The sequence below is a fragment of the Amycolatopsis sp. TRM77291 genome (assembly GCF_054166285.1).
In genome coordinates this window covers 2963137-2976603 of the sequence record NZ_JBSZHF010000001.1, presented here as the reverse complement: position 1 = coordinate 2976603, position 13467 = coordinate 2963137, and the positions used below count along the sequence as shown (strand labels likewise).

Here is a 13467-nt window from a genome sequence, read left to right as displayed (position 1 = left end):
GTCCGATTCCCTCCGTCATCGACACTGGAGGGAATCCCATGAAGCATTCGAGACGCAAGGCCCTCGCGCTGGCGCTGCTGGTGCCGTTCGCCACGCTCGTCACGGTGCCCGCCGCCGAGGCGGCGACCGAACGCACGATCAAGGTCGTCACCTACAACGTGGGCGACGCGGGCGGCCTCAAGGCCGACCTCGTCCGTCTCATCGAGACCGAACGCCCCGCCGTCATCGGACTGCAGGAGGTCGCCGACCGCGAGGCCGTGGTGAAGGAGGCCGCGGCCGCGACGGGGTACGTCGCCATCTACGAGTCGGACCGGCGCGCGGTCAAGCACAACGCCATCCTGGTGCGCGGCAACATGACCATCACCGGCCACGGTGCCGGCGAGATCTCACCCGCGGCCAAAGTGGACCCGTCCACCCCCGGTACCGGCCCCGCCGAACCAGGTGACTGCGGTTGCTGGGTGCCGCCGAAGTACGTCAACTGGGTGCGGGTGGGCGGCGCGGGCTTCGAGTGGGTCGTTGGCGTGGTGCACCTGACCCCGTCCGCGCAGCGCTTCGACCTCAACCGCGAACTGCACAACCTGCAGGTCCGCAACACCGCGGACTGGTTCTCGTCCCGCGCGGCGGAACCGATCGTCATGGGGGACTTCAACGCCGAGCCGGGTTCGGATCTGATGGCGGGGCTGCGGCGCGTGGCCGGCTCCTACAGCGCTCCGAGCCACGGAACCAGGTCCATCGACCACGTGTGGGCGAAGAAGGACTCGACAGGGTCCGAGGTCGACGCCCTCGGCGGCTACGGAAGCGACCACCGTCCGGTGCGCGCCCGGTTGACGGTGACCCGATGATGCGGCGCGCCCTGATCGCCTTCGTATGCGGTGTCAGCCTGCTGACGGCCGTCCCGGCCGCGACGGCCGAGACCGGACCGCGCGACGAGTCACTGGACTTCCGGTTCCCGGCGGCGGATCTGATGCGAGTGCCGGAGACGAACACCTACGTCGCGGTCGGGGCGAGCGTCCCCGGCAAGAAGCTGCCGTACACGAAGGTCGAGTTCAGCGGCGGATCGTTCCAGCGCCGAGGCGCCGTCGACGGCGACGCCTGGGACGGCGTCACGTTCCCCGCGGGCTATTGGGCCAGGCCGGACTCTCCACTGTGGACACCTGCCCTGTTCGCACACCAAGAGGACGGCCGCGTCGTCTACTACGTCTTCTACAGCGCGGCGCTCCCCGGCCCCGAGCCCGCCGGCCAGGCGAAGCACTGCATCGGCTACGCCACCTCGCTACGGCCGACGGGAGGTTTTGTCGCCAACGCCGATCCGCTGTTCTGCCCGGATCGCGGGTGGGCGATCGACGCCGACGTGAGCAGGGGACAGGGCGAGGTCTGGCTGACTCTGCGCAACGGCGCGTGGACACAGGACCGCGTCACCGCCCTGGGGGCGGCGAAACTGGAGTTCGACCGGCCCCGGCACGTGCGGCGGATAGCCGAAGGCGACGCGAAGAAGCTCATCGACAACGCGAATCTCGAGTGGACGCACCACAACAGTCCGTCCGACGACGTCCTCACGATCGAGAATCCCAACGCCGTCCGCATCGACGGTGACTGGTACCTCTTCTACTCGGGGAACAACTGGTACGCGAACCGCTACTCGACCGGCGTCGCCTACTGCGGCACCACGCTGACCGACAATCGGTGCGCCCCGATGGCCGGGCAGCGCGCGTATTTCTCCTACCAGCCGGACCCTGACGGCGAGCCGCGGTTCCGGCCGGGTCTGCCGGACAAGTTCCGCAAGAAGAACCTGCCGGGCAACAAGCGGGGCCCTGGTGCGTTCAACGCGTTCCAAGCGCCTGATGGTTCGTGGTGGGCTTCGTGGAACTACATCACCGACGCGAGCTTGCTTCCGCATGAGGATCCGTCTCCGGAACGGCGGAGCCGGATCGGGAAACTGACGAAAACGGGGAGCGGGGCGACGGCCGAGTTCAGCGTGAGCTGGTGACCAAGGGGTCTCCGCGGCCGAGTCGCCGCGGAGACCCGTCCTGGACGCCACCTGAGGATTGATCTCCGGAGGAGCGGGTAATCGCCTCCTGCCGGCTTCCACCGGCCGGCCGCGACCCGAACGGAGTTGAGGACCATGACACAAGCGATCGAAGAGCCCCAGTCGTCGACCGAACGGGTGACCGTGCCCGAACCGCGCGGCGAGGCCGACGCCTTGGACGAAATGGCGATCGAACTCGAACCGACGATCGTCCTCGGCCGGGAGTGACGGACTGCCGGCTCGGGCGGTGATGGCCGCATGAGCCGGCCTGCTAGTGGCTTCGCCGGGCACGAGCGGTCTCCCGGCGACTGGCCTTCTCGAGCGCCTTGACCAGTTCGCTCTTCGACATGCGTGAACGCCCGCGGATCCCGAGTTCGCGGGCGCGCTGATACAGATGTGCCTTTGCGGCCCGGTAGGGCGAGCCCTACCTCAGGGCGTAGAGCAGCCGTGACGACGAATCAGCAAGCTGCCCCGATGGTCCGGGACGAGGCCGGCCGGGATGCTGGAACCCATCGATCCGAAGTACCCGAACGAAGGAAATGTATGTCGAGAGTGGGTTCCATGCGCCGCAACCTGATTCGCGCCGCCGCGGTCGCACTGGCAGGTGCCGCCTGCGCACTCGCGGTGCCGGGCAGCGCCGGAGCGGTGGTGAACGGGAAGGACTCCACCGAGCGGTACGAGTTCATGGCCTCGATCCCGGAGATCGTGCCCGACATGAACAACGCGAAGGGCGTCTGCGGGGCCGTGCTGGTCCACCCGCAGTGGGTGGTGACCGCGGCGCACTGTGTCGACCCGGACAACAACCCGGCGAGGCCGGAGGGGACCGTGCGGATCGGCAGCGACCGGCGGACGACCGGCGGCACGGTCCGCAAGATCGACCACTGGGTTCGCCACCCCGGTTACCAGCCGGGCGCGCCGAACAAGAACGACATCGCGCTGGTGCGCCTGGACCGCCCGGTTTCCGAGCGACCCATCCGCATCGCCGACCGTCCCGGCCGCCCCGGCACGCCGACCCGCCTGATGGGCTTCGGCACCACGGTCGACACCGCCGATATCACCAAAGTGGTGTTTCCCGAACGACTCCAGCAGCTCGACACGCGGCGGGGAGCGGTGTCGGAATGCTCGCCCGGTTACGCGGACTCGACCCGGCTCTGCACGATCAGCCGCAAGCCCGATGCGATGGCGTGCATGGGGGACTCCGGCGGACCGCAGGTCCAGCGCGGGAAGTGGGGCCGGTGGGAGCTGATCGGCGTCACCTCCGGCCCCGGTGACGACGACGTGCCCTGCGCCAACGGACCCGGCCTCTACACCAGCGTTCCCGCCTACGACGGCTGGATCCACCGCACCATCCACGGACACCGCTGACGTTCCCCGGCAGCGGGCGAGGACTCGTCCTCTCCCGCTGCCGGTGTTTCACCGGGGCGCGAGGGCCTCCAAAGAGGACAGTGACGCCTTGTGCAGGTTCGAGATGATGTTCCTCGGCTTGTCGGCGGCCTTGCTGTAGTAATGCGCGCCGGACTCGTACGCCAGGTAGACGTTGCTGCCGTACACCGTCAGCCCCTCGGACATGCTCGGCGCGCGGAAGCAGTGCTTCTTGGCCGTGTCCAGGTCCTTGTCGCCGGCGCCGCGTCTGACCACGTAGATGTTGCTGCGGTTGTTCCTGCCGTGCGAAGTGCTGTAGATGAACACGTCCTTGGTGACGATGAGGCCCTGCGTCTTCGTCGGCACCTCCCACGAGCCCGGCCGGTAGCTCAGCTTGCCGTCGGAGCCGACGGTGTACGAGTGCATCAATCCGCGCTTGGAGTCTTCGAACTTGCCCGCCCACAGCGTATTGCTCGGGCCGTGGCTGGTAAGGAAGGACGAGGCGTAGACGGTCTGCGCCTTGCCCTCCTGCTCGATGGGCAGCGACTTCTTGATCGCGTTCTTCAGCTTCGCCAGCGAGTACTTGCGGACCGTGTCACCCTTGCCCGACACGAAGGCCCAGCCCTGCTTCTCGAAGACGGCGATCCCGCCGACGTGCGAGTACGCGAGCAGCGCCTGCCCGACCTGCTTGCCGGTCTTGGCGTCGATCCCGATGATGATCGCGCTGCGGTGGCCCGACTCGTACGAGGTGACCAGGATCAGGTCGTTGGACCCGTCCCAGTTCGACCAGGTCGCCGTGCCCTGGGGGATGTTGGTCGACAGCGCGGGGACAGGGTGGCTCTTGCTGAACCGCTTGTCGTAGGCGTAGGAAGCCGATTCCCCATGATAGAAGGGGCCGTCCTTGCCACTGGACTTCGAGTCGCAGGTGATGGCCGCCGCCTCGGCGGACGCTGTGCCCACCGTGGTGAGGCCGAGCATCACCACGCTCGCCGCGGCGGTGATCGTCGCCTTCTTGAGCAGGGTCTTCATTCATCCCCTTGTAGTGGTTGTACGTCCAGTTCTCAACTGGGACTCACCGGACGTGCTCGCGGTTCCGACGGAATAGGGCCGCTGAACCGATGGGCGAGGGCATAGCTCGTCTCCCTGCCGGACCGAGGTCATGGATAGTGTGAACCCGGGATATTCAGTGGGGAAAGGCGTTGTGCATGACGAGTCGGTTCGAATGGGCGACCATCGACAGTGTGGATCCTCGGCGGCTGGCGGATTTCTGGTGCGGAGTTCTGGGCTACGTCGTTTACGAGGACAAGAACGGTGCCGCGGTCGAGATCGGCCCCGATCCCGAGGAGCCGGACGTGCGGCGGTTGGCCGCGTTGCGTGGGGGGCCGGCTGTGCCGAGCATCGTCTTCGTCCGCGTTCCCGAGGCCAAGAGCAGCGTCAAGAACCGGGTGCACTTCGAGATCTGTCCGATCGACACCGACCAGCGGACCGAACTGGAACGGTTGCTCGCGCTCGGCGCGTCCGAAACAGATGTGGGACAGGGGGACGGCCGGTCTTGGGTGGTACTAGCCGACCCGGAAGGAAACGAGTTCTGCCTGGCGCGCAGCCTCGCGCCGGGGGAGTTCGACCTGTAGTCCGGGATCGGCGGATCCGCTGTCCGGGCGGCTTTTCCCGCTGCGGTGGAGCCGCCCCGGCCCGGGAGTTCCCCGGCCGGCTACTGGTGCTCGCCGAAAGGATTTTGTTCGGTACCACGAAAAAAAAGCCGCTTGGCCTGGGCGTTTACCCAGATCAAGCGGCTTTCTGTCCGTCGGGCTGACAGGATTCGAACCTGCGACCCCTTGACCCCCAGTCAAGTGCGCTACCAAACTGCGCCACAGCCCGGACCCGCGCTCCGTGGAGTGCGATGTGAGTACTTTAGCGGGTCCCGGACGGGGGCTTGCAACCAGGGGTCACTGTGTGTCTGAGCTGGGAAAACGGTCCGTGAGGGCCGCCCTGCCGCATTCGGGCGGCCCCCACGGGGTCACTGGGGGTTGCCGGCGTGGGTGAGGGTCTGCCAGGCGACGAACAGGTTGTTGGTACCCGCCGGGCGCTGGCGCAGGGTGAGGGCCTCGGTGTTGCTCATGGTGTGCCCGAGGCGGGTGTGAAGGTGGTTGTAGCCGACCTCGGTGATCGGGCCGAGGCCGAGTTTCAGGCTGCCGCCGCACAGCCACGACGGGACGGCGGCGCCCATCTGGTACTTCGCGTGGAAGCCGAGGCCCTCACGGAGCCGGTCGGCGATCTCGGGGTAGAGGTCCTGGCCCTGGATGCGGGTGGTCTCGGCGAAGTTCGCGATGGCGGCCAGGCCGTAGCCGGTGTGGGTGAAGTCCCGGCAGGTCTCCTGGGAGAGGCCGTTGACGAACGTCGTCTGGCCTTGCCAGTACTTGACGATCTTGTCGCGGGTGTCGAGACCGCTGCCGGGCGCGGTCTTCGGGAGCGCGCCGTCGCTGGTCAGGTAGAGGTAGGCGGGGACGCGGGTGCGGAACTTCGCGACGGCCTTGTCATAGGTCACTTTGTCGTCGAGGAAGACGGCGATGCCGAGCGCGGCCTCGGTCATGCTGAGTTCCCAGTTGCCGTTGCTGTGACTGCCGTTGATCACCTCGGGCAGGTACACGTTCCGGAGCATGGTGCCGAAGCGGCCGGAATTCGGCCAGCCCGGGTAGGTGTGCTTGATGATCTCCGCCGCGCGCGGCCACGAGGAGGCCGACCACGCCGACTGCAGGGGAGCGTTGCTGTTCGTGTGGTCCTTCAGTACCGCGGACCAGGCGTCCATGATCTCGATCGCCTTGGTCGCGTATTTCGCGTCGCGCGTGATGTACCAGGCCAGGGAAAGCGAATACGCGGCGATCGCGTCTTGCCGCTCATCGGTACAGCCGATGTTCGGATTCGAATAGGAACCGCATTCGACGACGGCGCGGGGTTTCGGTGACCGGGACAGCGAGGCGTACGAACTCGACATCATCGCGTCGTACGCCTGTTTCCACGGTTGCGCGCCGGCCTGCACCTTGGTGCGGACGAAGTCCAGTTGCGGGCGGCTGACCAGCACGCCGGGATGGGTGAAGGTGGCGGGCGCGGCCTGTCTGGGGGCGCTGAACAGGCCTAGTGCCAACGGCACGAGCGTGGTCAGGGCGAGCAGTTTCCTCGGTAGGGACATGGGACTCCTCGAGTGGGTGTGAACCAGGTCACCGGCGGCGCGCGCTTCAGTGTCGTGGTCTGAACCAGTTGCGTCAAGGCCTTTGTTCACCTCGAAAATAAAGAAGGTCCGCCCGTTCAGCGGGCTGAACGGATCAGTGCGGCCAAAGGCCGATGAAGGCCGGGCTTCCGATCGGATAACTGCCGACCAGGCGCCAGGTCGCGCGTTCGTAGGCCTGGATCGCGTCGGTGTTCTGCGACGCTACATAACAATGCTCTCCGGCAATTGAGAAGTGCCGCGGCCACGCGCCGGTCGGATGGTCGGCGACGGCCTGCGGGAGCACGCCGTCGAACTTGAATTCCGTGACCCTCTCGGGACCCCGGTTCGACAGGAACAGCCGGTCTTCGTGCAGGACGAGCTGCGCCGGGAGGTTCGGGCCACCGGGTTCGCGGGTCGCGGGAACGGAGTTCTCGACGGCGAACGTGCCCGGCGGCTCTTCGCGCACCGTCACCAGCGAGGCGGCCAGTTCACCGACGACGTACGCGTGGTTTGTGCCGGGACGCCGGACCAGTTGCCGAGGGCCGGTCCCGGCGGGCAGCGCCGACACCGACACGGGGATCAGCTCGCCCTCCTCGCCGAGGCGGTAGCTGCGGATCTCGTCCGTGCCCAAATCGACCGCGCTGACCAGTGTCCCGCTTTCGTCGACGACGGCCATGTGGACGTGCGCGGACTCCTGCCGTTCGGTGTCCGGGCCGCTGCCTTCGTGCTGGACCAGCGCGGTCCGCACGGTGGGCACGCCGTCGGGGCCCAGCGCGAAAGCGGCCAGGCTGCCGCCGCTGTAGTTGGCGCACAACAGGTACCGGCCATCGGGAGTGACCGCCAGGTGGCACGGATCCGCGCCGCCGGTCGGCAGCGAGTTCAGCGCCGACAGCGTGCCGTCTTCGGCGACGGCCACCGCGGTGATCGCGCCTTCGGCCGTCTCGTTCACGGCGTAGAGCACAGGCAGCGCGGGATGTGGCGTCAGCCAGCTCGGCGAGTCCAGCGCGAGGGAACCCGCGGGAGTCAGCTCCCCGGTCCGCGCGTCGCGCCAGAACGTGCCGATGCCCTCGCCATTGCCGTCGCTCGCCGCCGTGTAGGAGCCGGCGACGAGCAGAGTCCGGTCGTCGTTCGCAGAAGTCACGGAACACACTGTGCAGCAAGCCGAGGTGGAGGTGAAGCCCTCGCGCGTGGCTCGCCACGCGCGAGGGCGGCCGTCACTTCAGCGAGTTGTCCACTGTGGTCATGAGGGCCCCGGTGTCACCGGACATCTCCCAGGCCATGACCCCGAGCAGTCCTCTGGTCTTGAGCCAGGCGACCTTCTGCTGGATGGACCAGGCGTCGTCGAAGGTCCACCATTGCCCTCCGTTGCCCGTGTAGCACGACGTGGCCACGGCCGCGGTGTCGTGCTGGACGGCGCAGTTGGGGACACTGGCCAGGAGATTCGCGTAGCCACGAGTACCTGCTTCCTCGGCGAATTGGCCTGGCGCGGCTCCCGTCGCGCTCTGCCATTCGCCCTTCTTGCCGCCGTCGGCGACCCCTTGCCAACCTCTCCCGTAGAAGGCGAGCCCGAGGGTGAGCTTCCGTGGATTGGCCCCGGCCTCGGTGTAGGCGTTGATCGCCGATTCGACGCTGAACTTGAAGTTGTACGGATCGTCCGCGTCGGCGTAGAGGTTCCCCTGGTGGCCGGTGCGGTTCGGCTCCCACGAGTTGTCGCTGCCGGAGCCGTGGAAGTCGTAACCCTGCACGTTCGCGACGTCGAGGTAGTCGAAGATCTTCGGGATCTCCCAGCCGCCCTTCACCTTCGCCGGGTCGGCGGGCGTGAACGCCTGCAGTTCGTACCGTTTGCCGGTGGTCGCGCCGTAGGCGTCCATCTGCGTGCGGAACTCGGCCAGCAGGGCGGTCAGGTTCGTCTTGTCGTTGGCGCTCCAGTGGTTACCGGGATGCCCGTCGGGGCTGCCCGGCCATTCCCAGTCGATGTCGATGCCGTCGAAGATGCCCGCGGCGGTACCCGGGCCACCGGCGCCGCCGTACGGCTTCACGTTCCCCTTGAGGTACGTGTCGATGCACGACGCGACGAACTTCTGCCGGGACGCGGGCGTGGCCGCGACGTCGGAGAAGTACTTCGAGTAGGTCCAGCCGCCCAAGGAGATGAGGATCTTCAAGTTGGGGTACTTGGCCTTGAGCTTCTTCAGCTGGTTGAAGTTGCCGCGCAGCGTCTCCCAGCCGGTGTCGCCGACCCCGTCGACCGACTGTGCCGCCGACATCGGCCGCGAGTAGTCGGCTTCCGCGTCGCCCGCGCCGTCACCCTGGTTCGGGTCCTGCGGGTTCGGCGTGGTGCCCTTGGTGACGCCCGAAAGGCAGGTGTGGTTGACCGGGTCGATGTTCCCGAAGGCGTACAGCAGATGGGTCAGCTTGGCGGCGGATCCGTTGGTCACCAGGTTCTTGACGAAGAACTGGCGGCCGTAGATGCCCCACTGGACGAAGTAGCCGACCCGGGCGTATCCGTTCACGATGTCGCCGGTGCGAGCGCTGACGGCGGCGCTCGCCGCGGAGACGTTGTCGTACCCGTCCCTGGCTTTGACCGTGAAAGAGTACGAAGTGGACGGTGAGAGCCCGGTCACCGTCGCGGTCGTCCCGGTCACCGTGGTGGCGAGGGTCGCGCCGCGGTAGACGTCGTAGGAGACGACGCCGGTGTTGTCCGTGGATGCGTTCCACGCCAGGGAGATCGAGCCCGAGGTGACCGCGGTCGAGCGGATATTCGACGGCGCGGTCGGCGCCTGGGTGTCGTCGCTCGGGTTGTTGGTGGTCACCGCGAGTGCCGGGGTGGGCGGGGACTTGGCGTCCTTCCGGTCCTTGGCGACGACGGTGAAGCTGTACGCCGTGTTCGGCGTCAGCCCGGTGATCCGCGCTTCGGTGCCGGTGACCGAGGCCGCCAGCGCGGTGCCCTGGTAGACGTCGTAGCCGACGACGGGCAGGGAACCCGGCGCGGCGGCGTTCCAGGCCAGCGCGGCGGTCGTGGTCGTCTTCGCCACGAGTCGCAGGTTGGCCGGGGTCGACGGCGGGGCGTCGCCGGAACCGTCGCAGTTGGCATCGTCGATCCGGCAGGTGGTCGGGTTGACCGCGGAGCTGAGCCGGAACGACGGGCTGTAGGGATAGGTCGAACGGCCCGGGGCGAGGGACTTGATGTAGTACGCCGGGGTGAGGGTGACCTGGTTGCCCGTCTGGGAAACCGTGCCGTTGGAGCCGCTGGTGGCGGTCACGCCGGCGGGGACGGTGAAGGTGATGGACCAGTCGGCGACGGTTTCGCTGCTGGGGTTCGTGACGGTGTACTCGCCGGTGGTCCCGGTCAAGGTGAAGGCGGCGCGGAGGCGGCCCGCCGCCAGCGCCGGAGTGCCCGCGGCTACCAGGAGCCCGGCGGCGAGGAGTGTCACGGTGAGTGCGCTGAGTAGTCTTCTTCTGGTGCGTCTCATGGCGGTTCTCTCCAAAAGAGGCGGCGAGACTGACCTGCTCGAAAATGGCGCGTGTGGTCTAGACCACACTTGAATGTAGCGCGGAGCGCATAAAAGGTCTAGACCGATTCGTCGGTCGTGAACCCGATAGGCCCCGGATGCGGACAACGGGTGACACCGGCGAACGACGAAGGGCGGTTCATGAGCTCACCTAGGGCGGATCCGGACGATCTCGACGACGCGGAGTTGATCGCGAGATCGGTGACCGGGCCGGAGTGGTTCTCCGCGATCTTCGACCGGCATGCCGCGCATATCCACCGTTACCTGGTCAGGCGCATCGGACCCACCGCCGCGGAGGACGCGCTGGGGGAGGCGTTCCTGGTGGCCTTCCGCAAACGCGCGGGGTACGACACCGAGCGCCGCGACGCCCGGCCCTGGCTCTACGGGATCGCCACCAACCTCGTGGCGCAGCGGCGTCGTGAGGAGGCCAAGGAGCTGAAGTTGCGGGAAGCCCTCGGCCCGCCGTCTCACGAGGAAGGGCATGCCGAGCGCGTCGCGGAGCAGGTGACCGCCGAGGCGATGGGGAAACTGCTGGACTCCGCGCTGGCGGAACTCGGCGACGGCGACCGGGACGCGCTCACGTTGTTCGCCGGAGAAGGCCTGAGCTACGAGGAGGTGGCTTCGGCGCTGGGCATTCCGCTCGGCACCGTCCGCTCGCGGCTCAATCGCGCTCGCCGGAAGGTCCGAGAGGCGCTGGGGCGCCCGGACACCACGACTTCGAAGGAGATCTCCACCCATGGATGAGCTGCAGTCGATCGCCGAGCGGACCGGCTCGGTCCCGCTCGCGGAATCCGGAGCGCTCGCCAAGGCACGCGCGAGATTGATGGCCGAGATCGCCGAGGCGGGACGGGAAAACGTCGCGCCGCTGAGGAAACGGCGACGCTGGGCGTGGGCCGGGGCGGGGACGCTCGGGCTCGCCGCGGCCATCACCGCCGTCGTCGCGCTGGCACCGGTCGAGCAGGTCGGTCTCCAGCCTCCCGCGGCCGCCGCGGATCCCGTGACGGTGCTCCGGAACGCCGCCGCGGCCGCGCTGAAGTCTTCCGCCACACCGCCGAGGCCCGACCAATTCCTCTACACCAAGACCAAGGATCCCGAGGGTGAGCGGGAATCATGGTTCTCGGCCGACGGCACCCGGGACGGCGTGATCAAGATGGCGGACGGATCGCTCCTGCCGCTCCCGGGCTGCCGGGACGGGAAAGCGCAGGTGTACAAGGGCGGCGAGCCGCTGAAGGGACGCACGGAGCCGTGCGAGCCGACCGTCCGCGATCGCCGCGACCTCCCCACCGGCGCCGACGCGATGTTCGCCTACCTCAACGCCCACCACTCCGGTGAGGACGGCGACTACAACGCGATGGGCAAGGACATCCAGGAGCTGGCGAGTGGGTACTACCTTTCGCCCGCGACTCGCGCCGCCCTGTTCGAAGCCGCGGCGAAGGTGCCCCGGCTCCGGGTCATGGAGCCCGCCCACGACGCCGCGGGAAGGCCTGGAGTCGGGATCACGTGGCCGTTGAAGCCCAGCGACGGTCCGGACGCGGAGCCGATCGTGATTGTCTTCACCGCGGACACGTTCCAGTTCCTGGGCACGAATTCGACCGCGGTGACCGCGTCCGGCGTGGTGGACGCGGTCGGTCAGCGGCCCTGACGGCTCAGCGGCCGGTGAACGTCGCCTTGCCCGGACCGTCGGCGAGGAACGACTTCACCGCGCCGCGCAGGTCCTCGGTGTCGAAGAGTCCGGCGGCGATCGTCGTGATGTGTTCGTTCGCCTCGGCGACGCCGCCGTGCTCGTAGTGTTCGAGGACCTTCTTGGTGGCCGCGTGCGCCTTCGTCGGCCCCTGGGCGAGGTCGGTCGCGAAGGCACGCGCGGCCTCGTCGAAGCCGTCCACGGGGAGCACCCGGTTGACCACGTTCCAGCGTTCGAGGGTCGCGGCGTCGTAGGTCGCGCCCGTCATCACGAACTCCTTGGCGCGGCCGACACCCGCGCGGGCGGCGAGGCGCTGCGTGCCGCCCATGGTCGGGGTCAGGCCGACGACCCGTTCGACCAGGCCGAACTTGGCCTTCTCGCTCGCGAGGATGAGATCGCAGGCGACCGCGACCTCGAACGCCCACGTCAGGCACAGCCCGTGGGCGGCGAACACGGTGGGGAACGGGAGTGCGGCGATCCGGTCGGGGATCGCCAGCATCTCGTCGAAGAGCACCTTCGCCTCGGCCGCGCTCGACTGGGCGTCGAAGAGGGAGACGTCCACGCCGCCGCTGACGATCTTCCCCTCGGCGCGGATCAGCGCCGCGCGCGGCGGCGTGGTCTCCAGTTCGCCGATCGCCTCGCCCAGTTCGGCCTGCAGTTCCGCCGTGTAGAGGTTCAGCGGCGGCGAGGCGATGGTCAGGACGGCGAGGTCGTCTTCACGGTCGAGGCGGATCGAGGCGGCCAAGGCGGTTCCCTCCGATGGGTCGTTTTCCGTGACCCTAGCCCGACGTCGCCACGAGTTCGTCCCATTGCGCCTGTGCTTCTGGTCGCCATTCCACGTGCTTGCGGTGGAACAGGTCCGCCGCGCGCACGCCGCTCCAACCGTCGGGGAGGAGTTTTAGCGGAAGCCGCGGATCGAGGAAGGGGAAGCTGCGCCATTCGTGGACGAGTTCGGTCTGCGCGCGCAGGACGCCGCGTTCGCCGGAAGGACGCAAGCCGGTGAAGCGGTCGATGAAGTCCTCGTAGCGGTCCTTGAGCTCACTCAGGTCCCAGGAGCGCGCGACCATCGTCTCCTGGTCGCCGACGTCACCGTAGGCGGCGGTGAACGACATCGCCTGCGCGTCGAGGCCGAGTTCCTGCACGATCTGCTGGGCCTCCCGCTGGCGGCTGAGATCCGGGCTGACCCAGACGCCCGCCACCGGCGAACCGAAGCCTGCCCACGTCAGGCGGGTGCGCAGCCGGTGCCGGAGATCCCGTTTCGCTTCGGGGACCGACACGATCAGCATCAGCCAGCGATCGTCCCAGGTCTTCTCCTCGTTGCCGAAGGCGTAGATCCGTTCCGCGCCTTCGGTCAAGAGGCGCCTGCCTGGTGGAGTGAGCGACCAGCGCACTCTTCGTCCGACGCGTTCGGAGACGACCCAGCCCTCGGCGGAGGAACGGGCCAGTGCCTGCCGTGCGGACTTCTCCTCGATGTCGAGCACGCGCAGCGCCTCGACCAGCGTCGAGGTCCAGATCGCTTGGTCACGCGGCAGGACGTACTCGCCGAGGATCGTCATCAGCAGCGACCGCGCGCTGGCATGACCTACTTCCCGCCGCCTGCTCAACGTCGGCCTACGGGTACCGCCTTTCTGCTGGTGGACGACGGGGACCGGGGTGGCGGAGTCCGCCATTTGCTGTCACCGAC

The 13467-nt window shown here is 68.1% G+C and carries 13 protein-coding genes, 1 tRNA gene and 1 pseudogene; 7 read left to right on the top strand and 8 right to left on the bottom strand.

What is annotated here, in order from left to right:
- Positions 1-38 precede the first annotated feature (38 nt).
- The 3 genes from ACXIZN_RS14060 (at position 39) to ACXIZN_RS14050 (ending at position 2254) form a co-directional block, all read left to right on the top strand.
- The gene (locus ACXIZN_RS14060) at positions 39-842 is read left to right on the top strand and encodes an endonuclease/exonuclease/phosphatase family protein (protein ID WP_457954859.1); all 804 of its coding nucleotides are present in this window, start codon (positions 39-41) and stop codon (positions 840-842) included.
- Positions 839-1987 (top strand): family 43 glycosylhydrolase, encoded by a 1149-nt coding sequence (locus ACXIZN_RS14055; RefSeq protein WP_457954858.1) that lies wholly within the window; start codon positions 839-841, stop codon positions 1985-1987. Before ACXIZN_RS14060 ends, ACXIZN_RS14055 begins: the two co-directional genes overlap by 4 nt.
- Positions 1988-2122: 135 nt before the next feature.
- Positions 2123-2254 (top strand): hypothetical protein, encoded by a 132-nt coding sequence (locus ACXIZN_RS14050; RefSeq protein WP_457954856.1) that lies wholly within the window; start codon positions 2123-2125, stop codon positions 2252-2254.
- A 43-nt stretch (positions 2255-2297) separates the two neighbouring features.
- Here the strand turns inward: ACXIZN_RS14050 and ACXIZN_RS14045 are convergent.
- Positions 2298-2435: pseudogene (locus tag ACXIZN_RS14045) on the bottom strand (Rho termination factor N-terminal domain-containing protein); the annotation flags it as partial.
- A gap of 152 nt (positions 2436-2587) precedes the next feature.
- Here ACXIZN_RS14045 and ACXIZN_RS14040 point away from each other — a divergent pair.
- Positions 2588-3391, top strand: coding sequence for a S1 family peptidase (locus ACXIZN_RS14040; protein ID WP_457954854.1), 804 nt, complete (start codon positions 2588-2590; stop codon positions 3389-3391).
- 48 nt (positions 3392-3439) lie between these two features.
- On the opposite strand, the gene ACXIZN_RS14035 is transcribed toward ACXIZN_RS14040, so the two are convergent.
- Positions 3440-4417, bottom strand: a complete 978-nt coding sequence (locus ACXIZN_RS14035; protein WP_457954852.1) for a hypothetical protein — start codon at positions 4415-4417, stop codon at positions 3440-3442.
- 176 nt (positions 4418-4593) lie between these two features.
- On the opposite strand from ACXIZN_RS14035, the gene ACXIZN_RS14030 reads away from it, so the two are divergent.
- The gene (locus ACXIZN_RS14030; protein ID WP_457954851.1) at positions 4594-5019 is read left to right on the top strand and encodes a VOC family protein; all 426 of its coding nucleotides are present in this window, start codon (positions 4594-4596) and stop codon (positions 5017-5019) included.
- Positions 5020-5192: 173 nt separating this feature from the next.
- Here ACXIZN_RS14030 and ACXIZN_RS14025 read toward each other — a convergent pair.
- The 4 genes from ACXIZN_RS14025 to ACXIZN_RS14010 form a co-directional block, all read right to left on the bottom strand.
- Positions 5193-5266 (bottom strand) — tRNA-Pro (locus ACXIZN_RS14025).
- Between the two features lie 139 nt (positions 5267-5405).
- Entirely contained in the window at positions 5406-6575 is a 1170-nt protein-coding gene (locus tag ACXIZN_RS14020) for an alginate lyase family protein (protein WP_457954850.1), read from the bottom strand.
- A gap of 133 nt (positions 6576-6708) precedes the next feature.
- Positions 6709-7734: a lactonase family protein gene (locus ACXIZN_RS14015; protein ID WP_457954848.1), complete on the bottom strand. Its 1026-nt coding sequence runs from the start codon at positions 7732-7734 to the stop codon at positions 6709-6711.
- Between the two features lie 73 nt (positions 7735-7807).
- Entirely contained in the window at positions 7808-10024 is a 2217-nt protein-coding gene (locus ACXIZN_RS14010; RefSeq protein WP_457954847.1) for a glycosyl hydrolase family 18 protein, read from the bottom strand.
- Between the two features lie 219 nt (positions 10025-10243).
- Between ACXIZN_RS14010 and ACXIZN_RS14005 the strand changes: the two genes are divergently transcribed.
- Entirely contained in the window at positions 10244-10846 is a 603-nt protein-coding gene (locus ACXIZN_RS14005) for an RNA polymerase sigma factor (protein ID WP_457954845.1), read from the top strand.
- A complete protein-coding gene (locus tag ACXIZN_RS14000) occupies positions 10839-11744 on the top strand; it encodes a CU044_5270 family protein (RefSeq protein ID WP_457954844.1) in 906 nt (301 codons plus the stop codon). The genes ACXIZN_RS14005 and ACXIZN_RS14000 overlap by 8 nt, the downstream gene beginning before the upstream one ends.
- A gap of 4 nt (positions 11745-11748) precedes the next feature.
- Here ACXIZN_RS14000 and ACXIZN_RS13995 read toward each other — a convergent pair whose 3' ends face one another.
- The gene (locus tag ACXIZN_RS13995; protein WP_257487115.1) at positions 11749-12528 is read right to left on the bottom strand and encodes an enoyl-CoA hydratase/isomerase family protein; all 780 of its coding nucleotides are present in this window, start codon (positions 12526-12528) and stop codon (positions 11749-11751) included.
- A 34-nt stretch (positions 12529-12562) separates the two neighbouring features.
- Positions 12563-13453, bottom strand: a complete 891-nt coding sequence (locus ACXIZN_RS13990) for a PaaX family transcriptional regulator (RefSeq protein WP_126732119.1) — start codon at positions 13451-13453, stop codon at positions 12563-12565.
- Between the last annotated feature and the right edge of the window lie 14 nt (positions 13454-13467).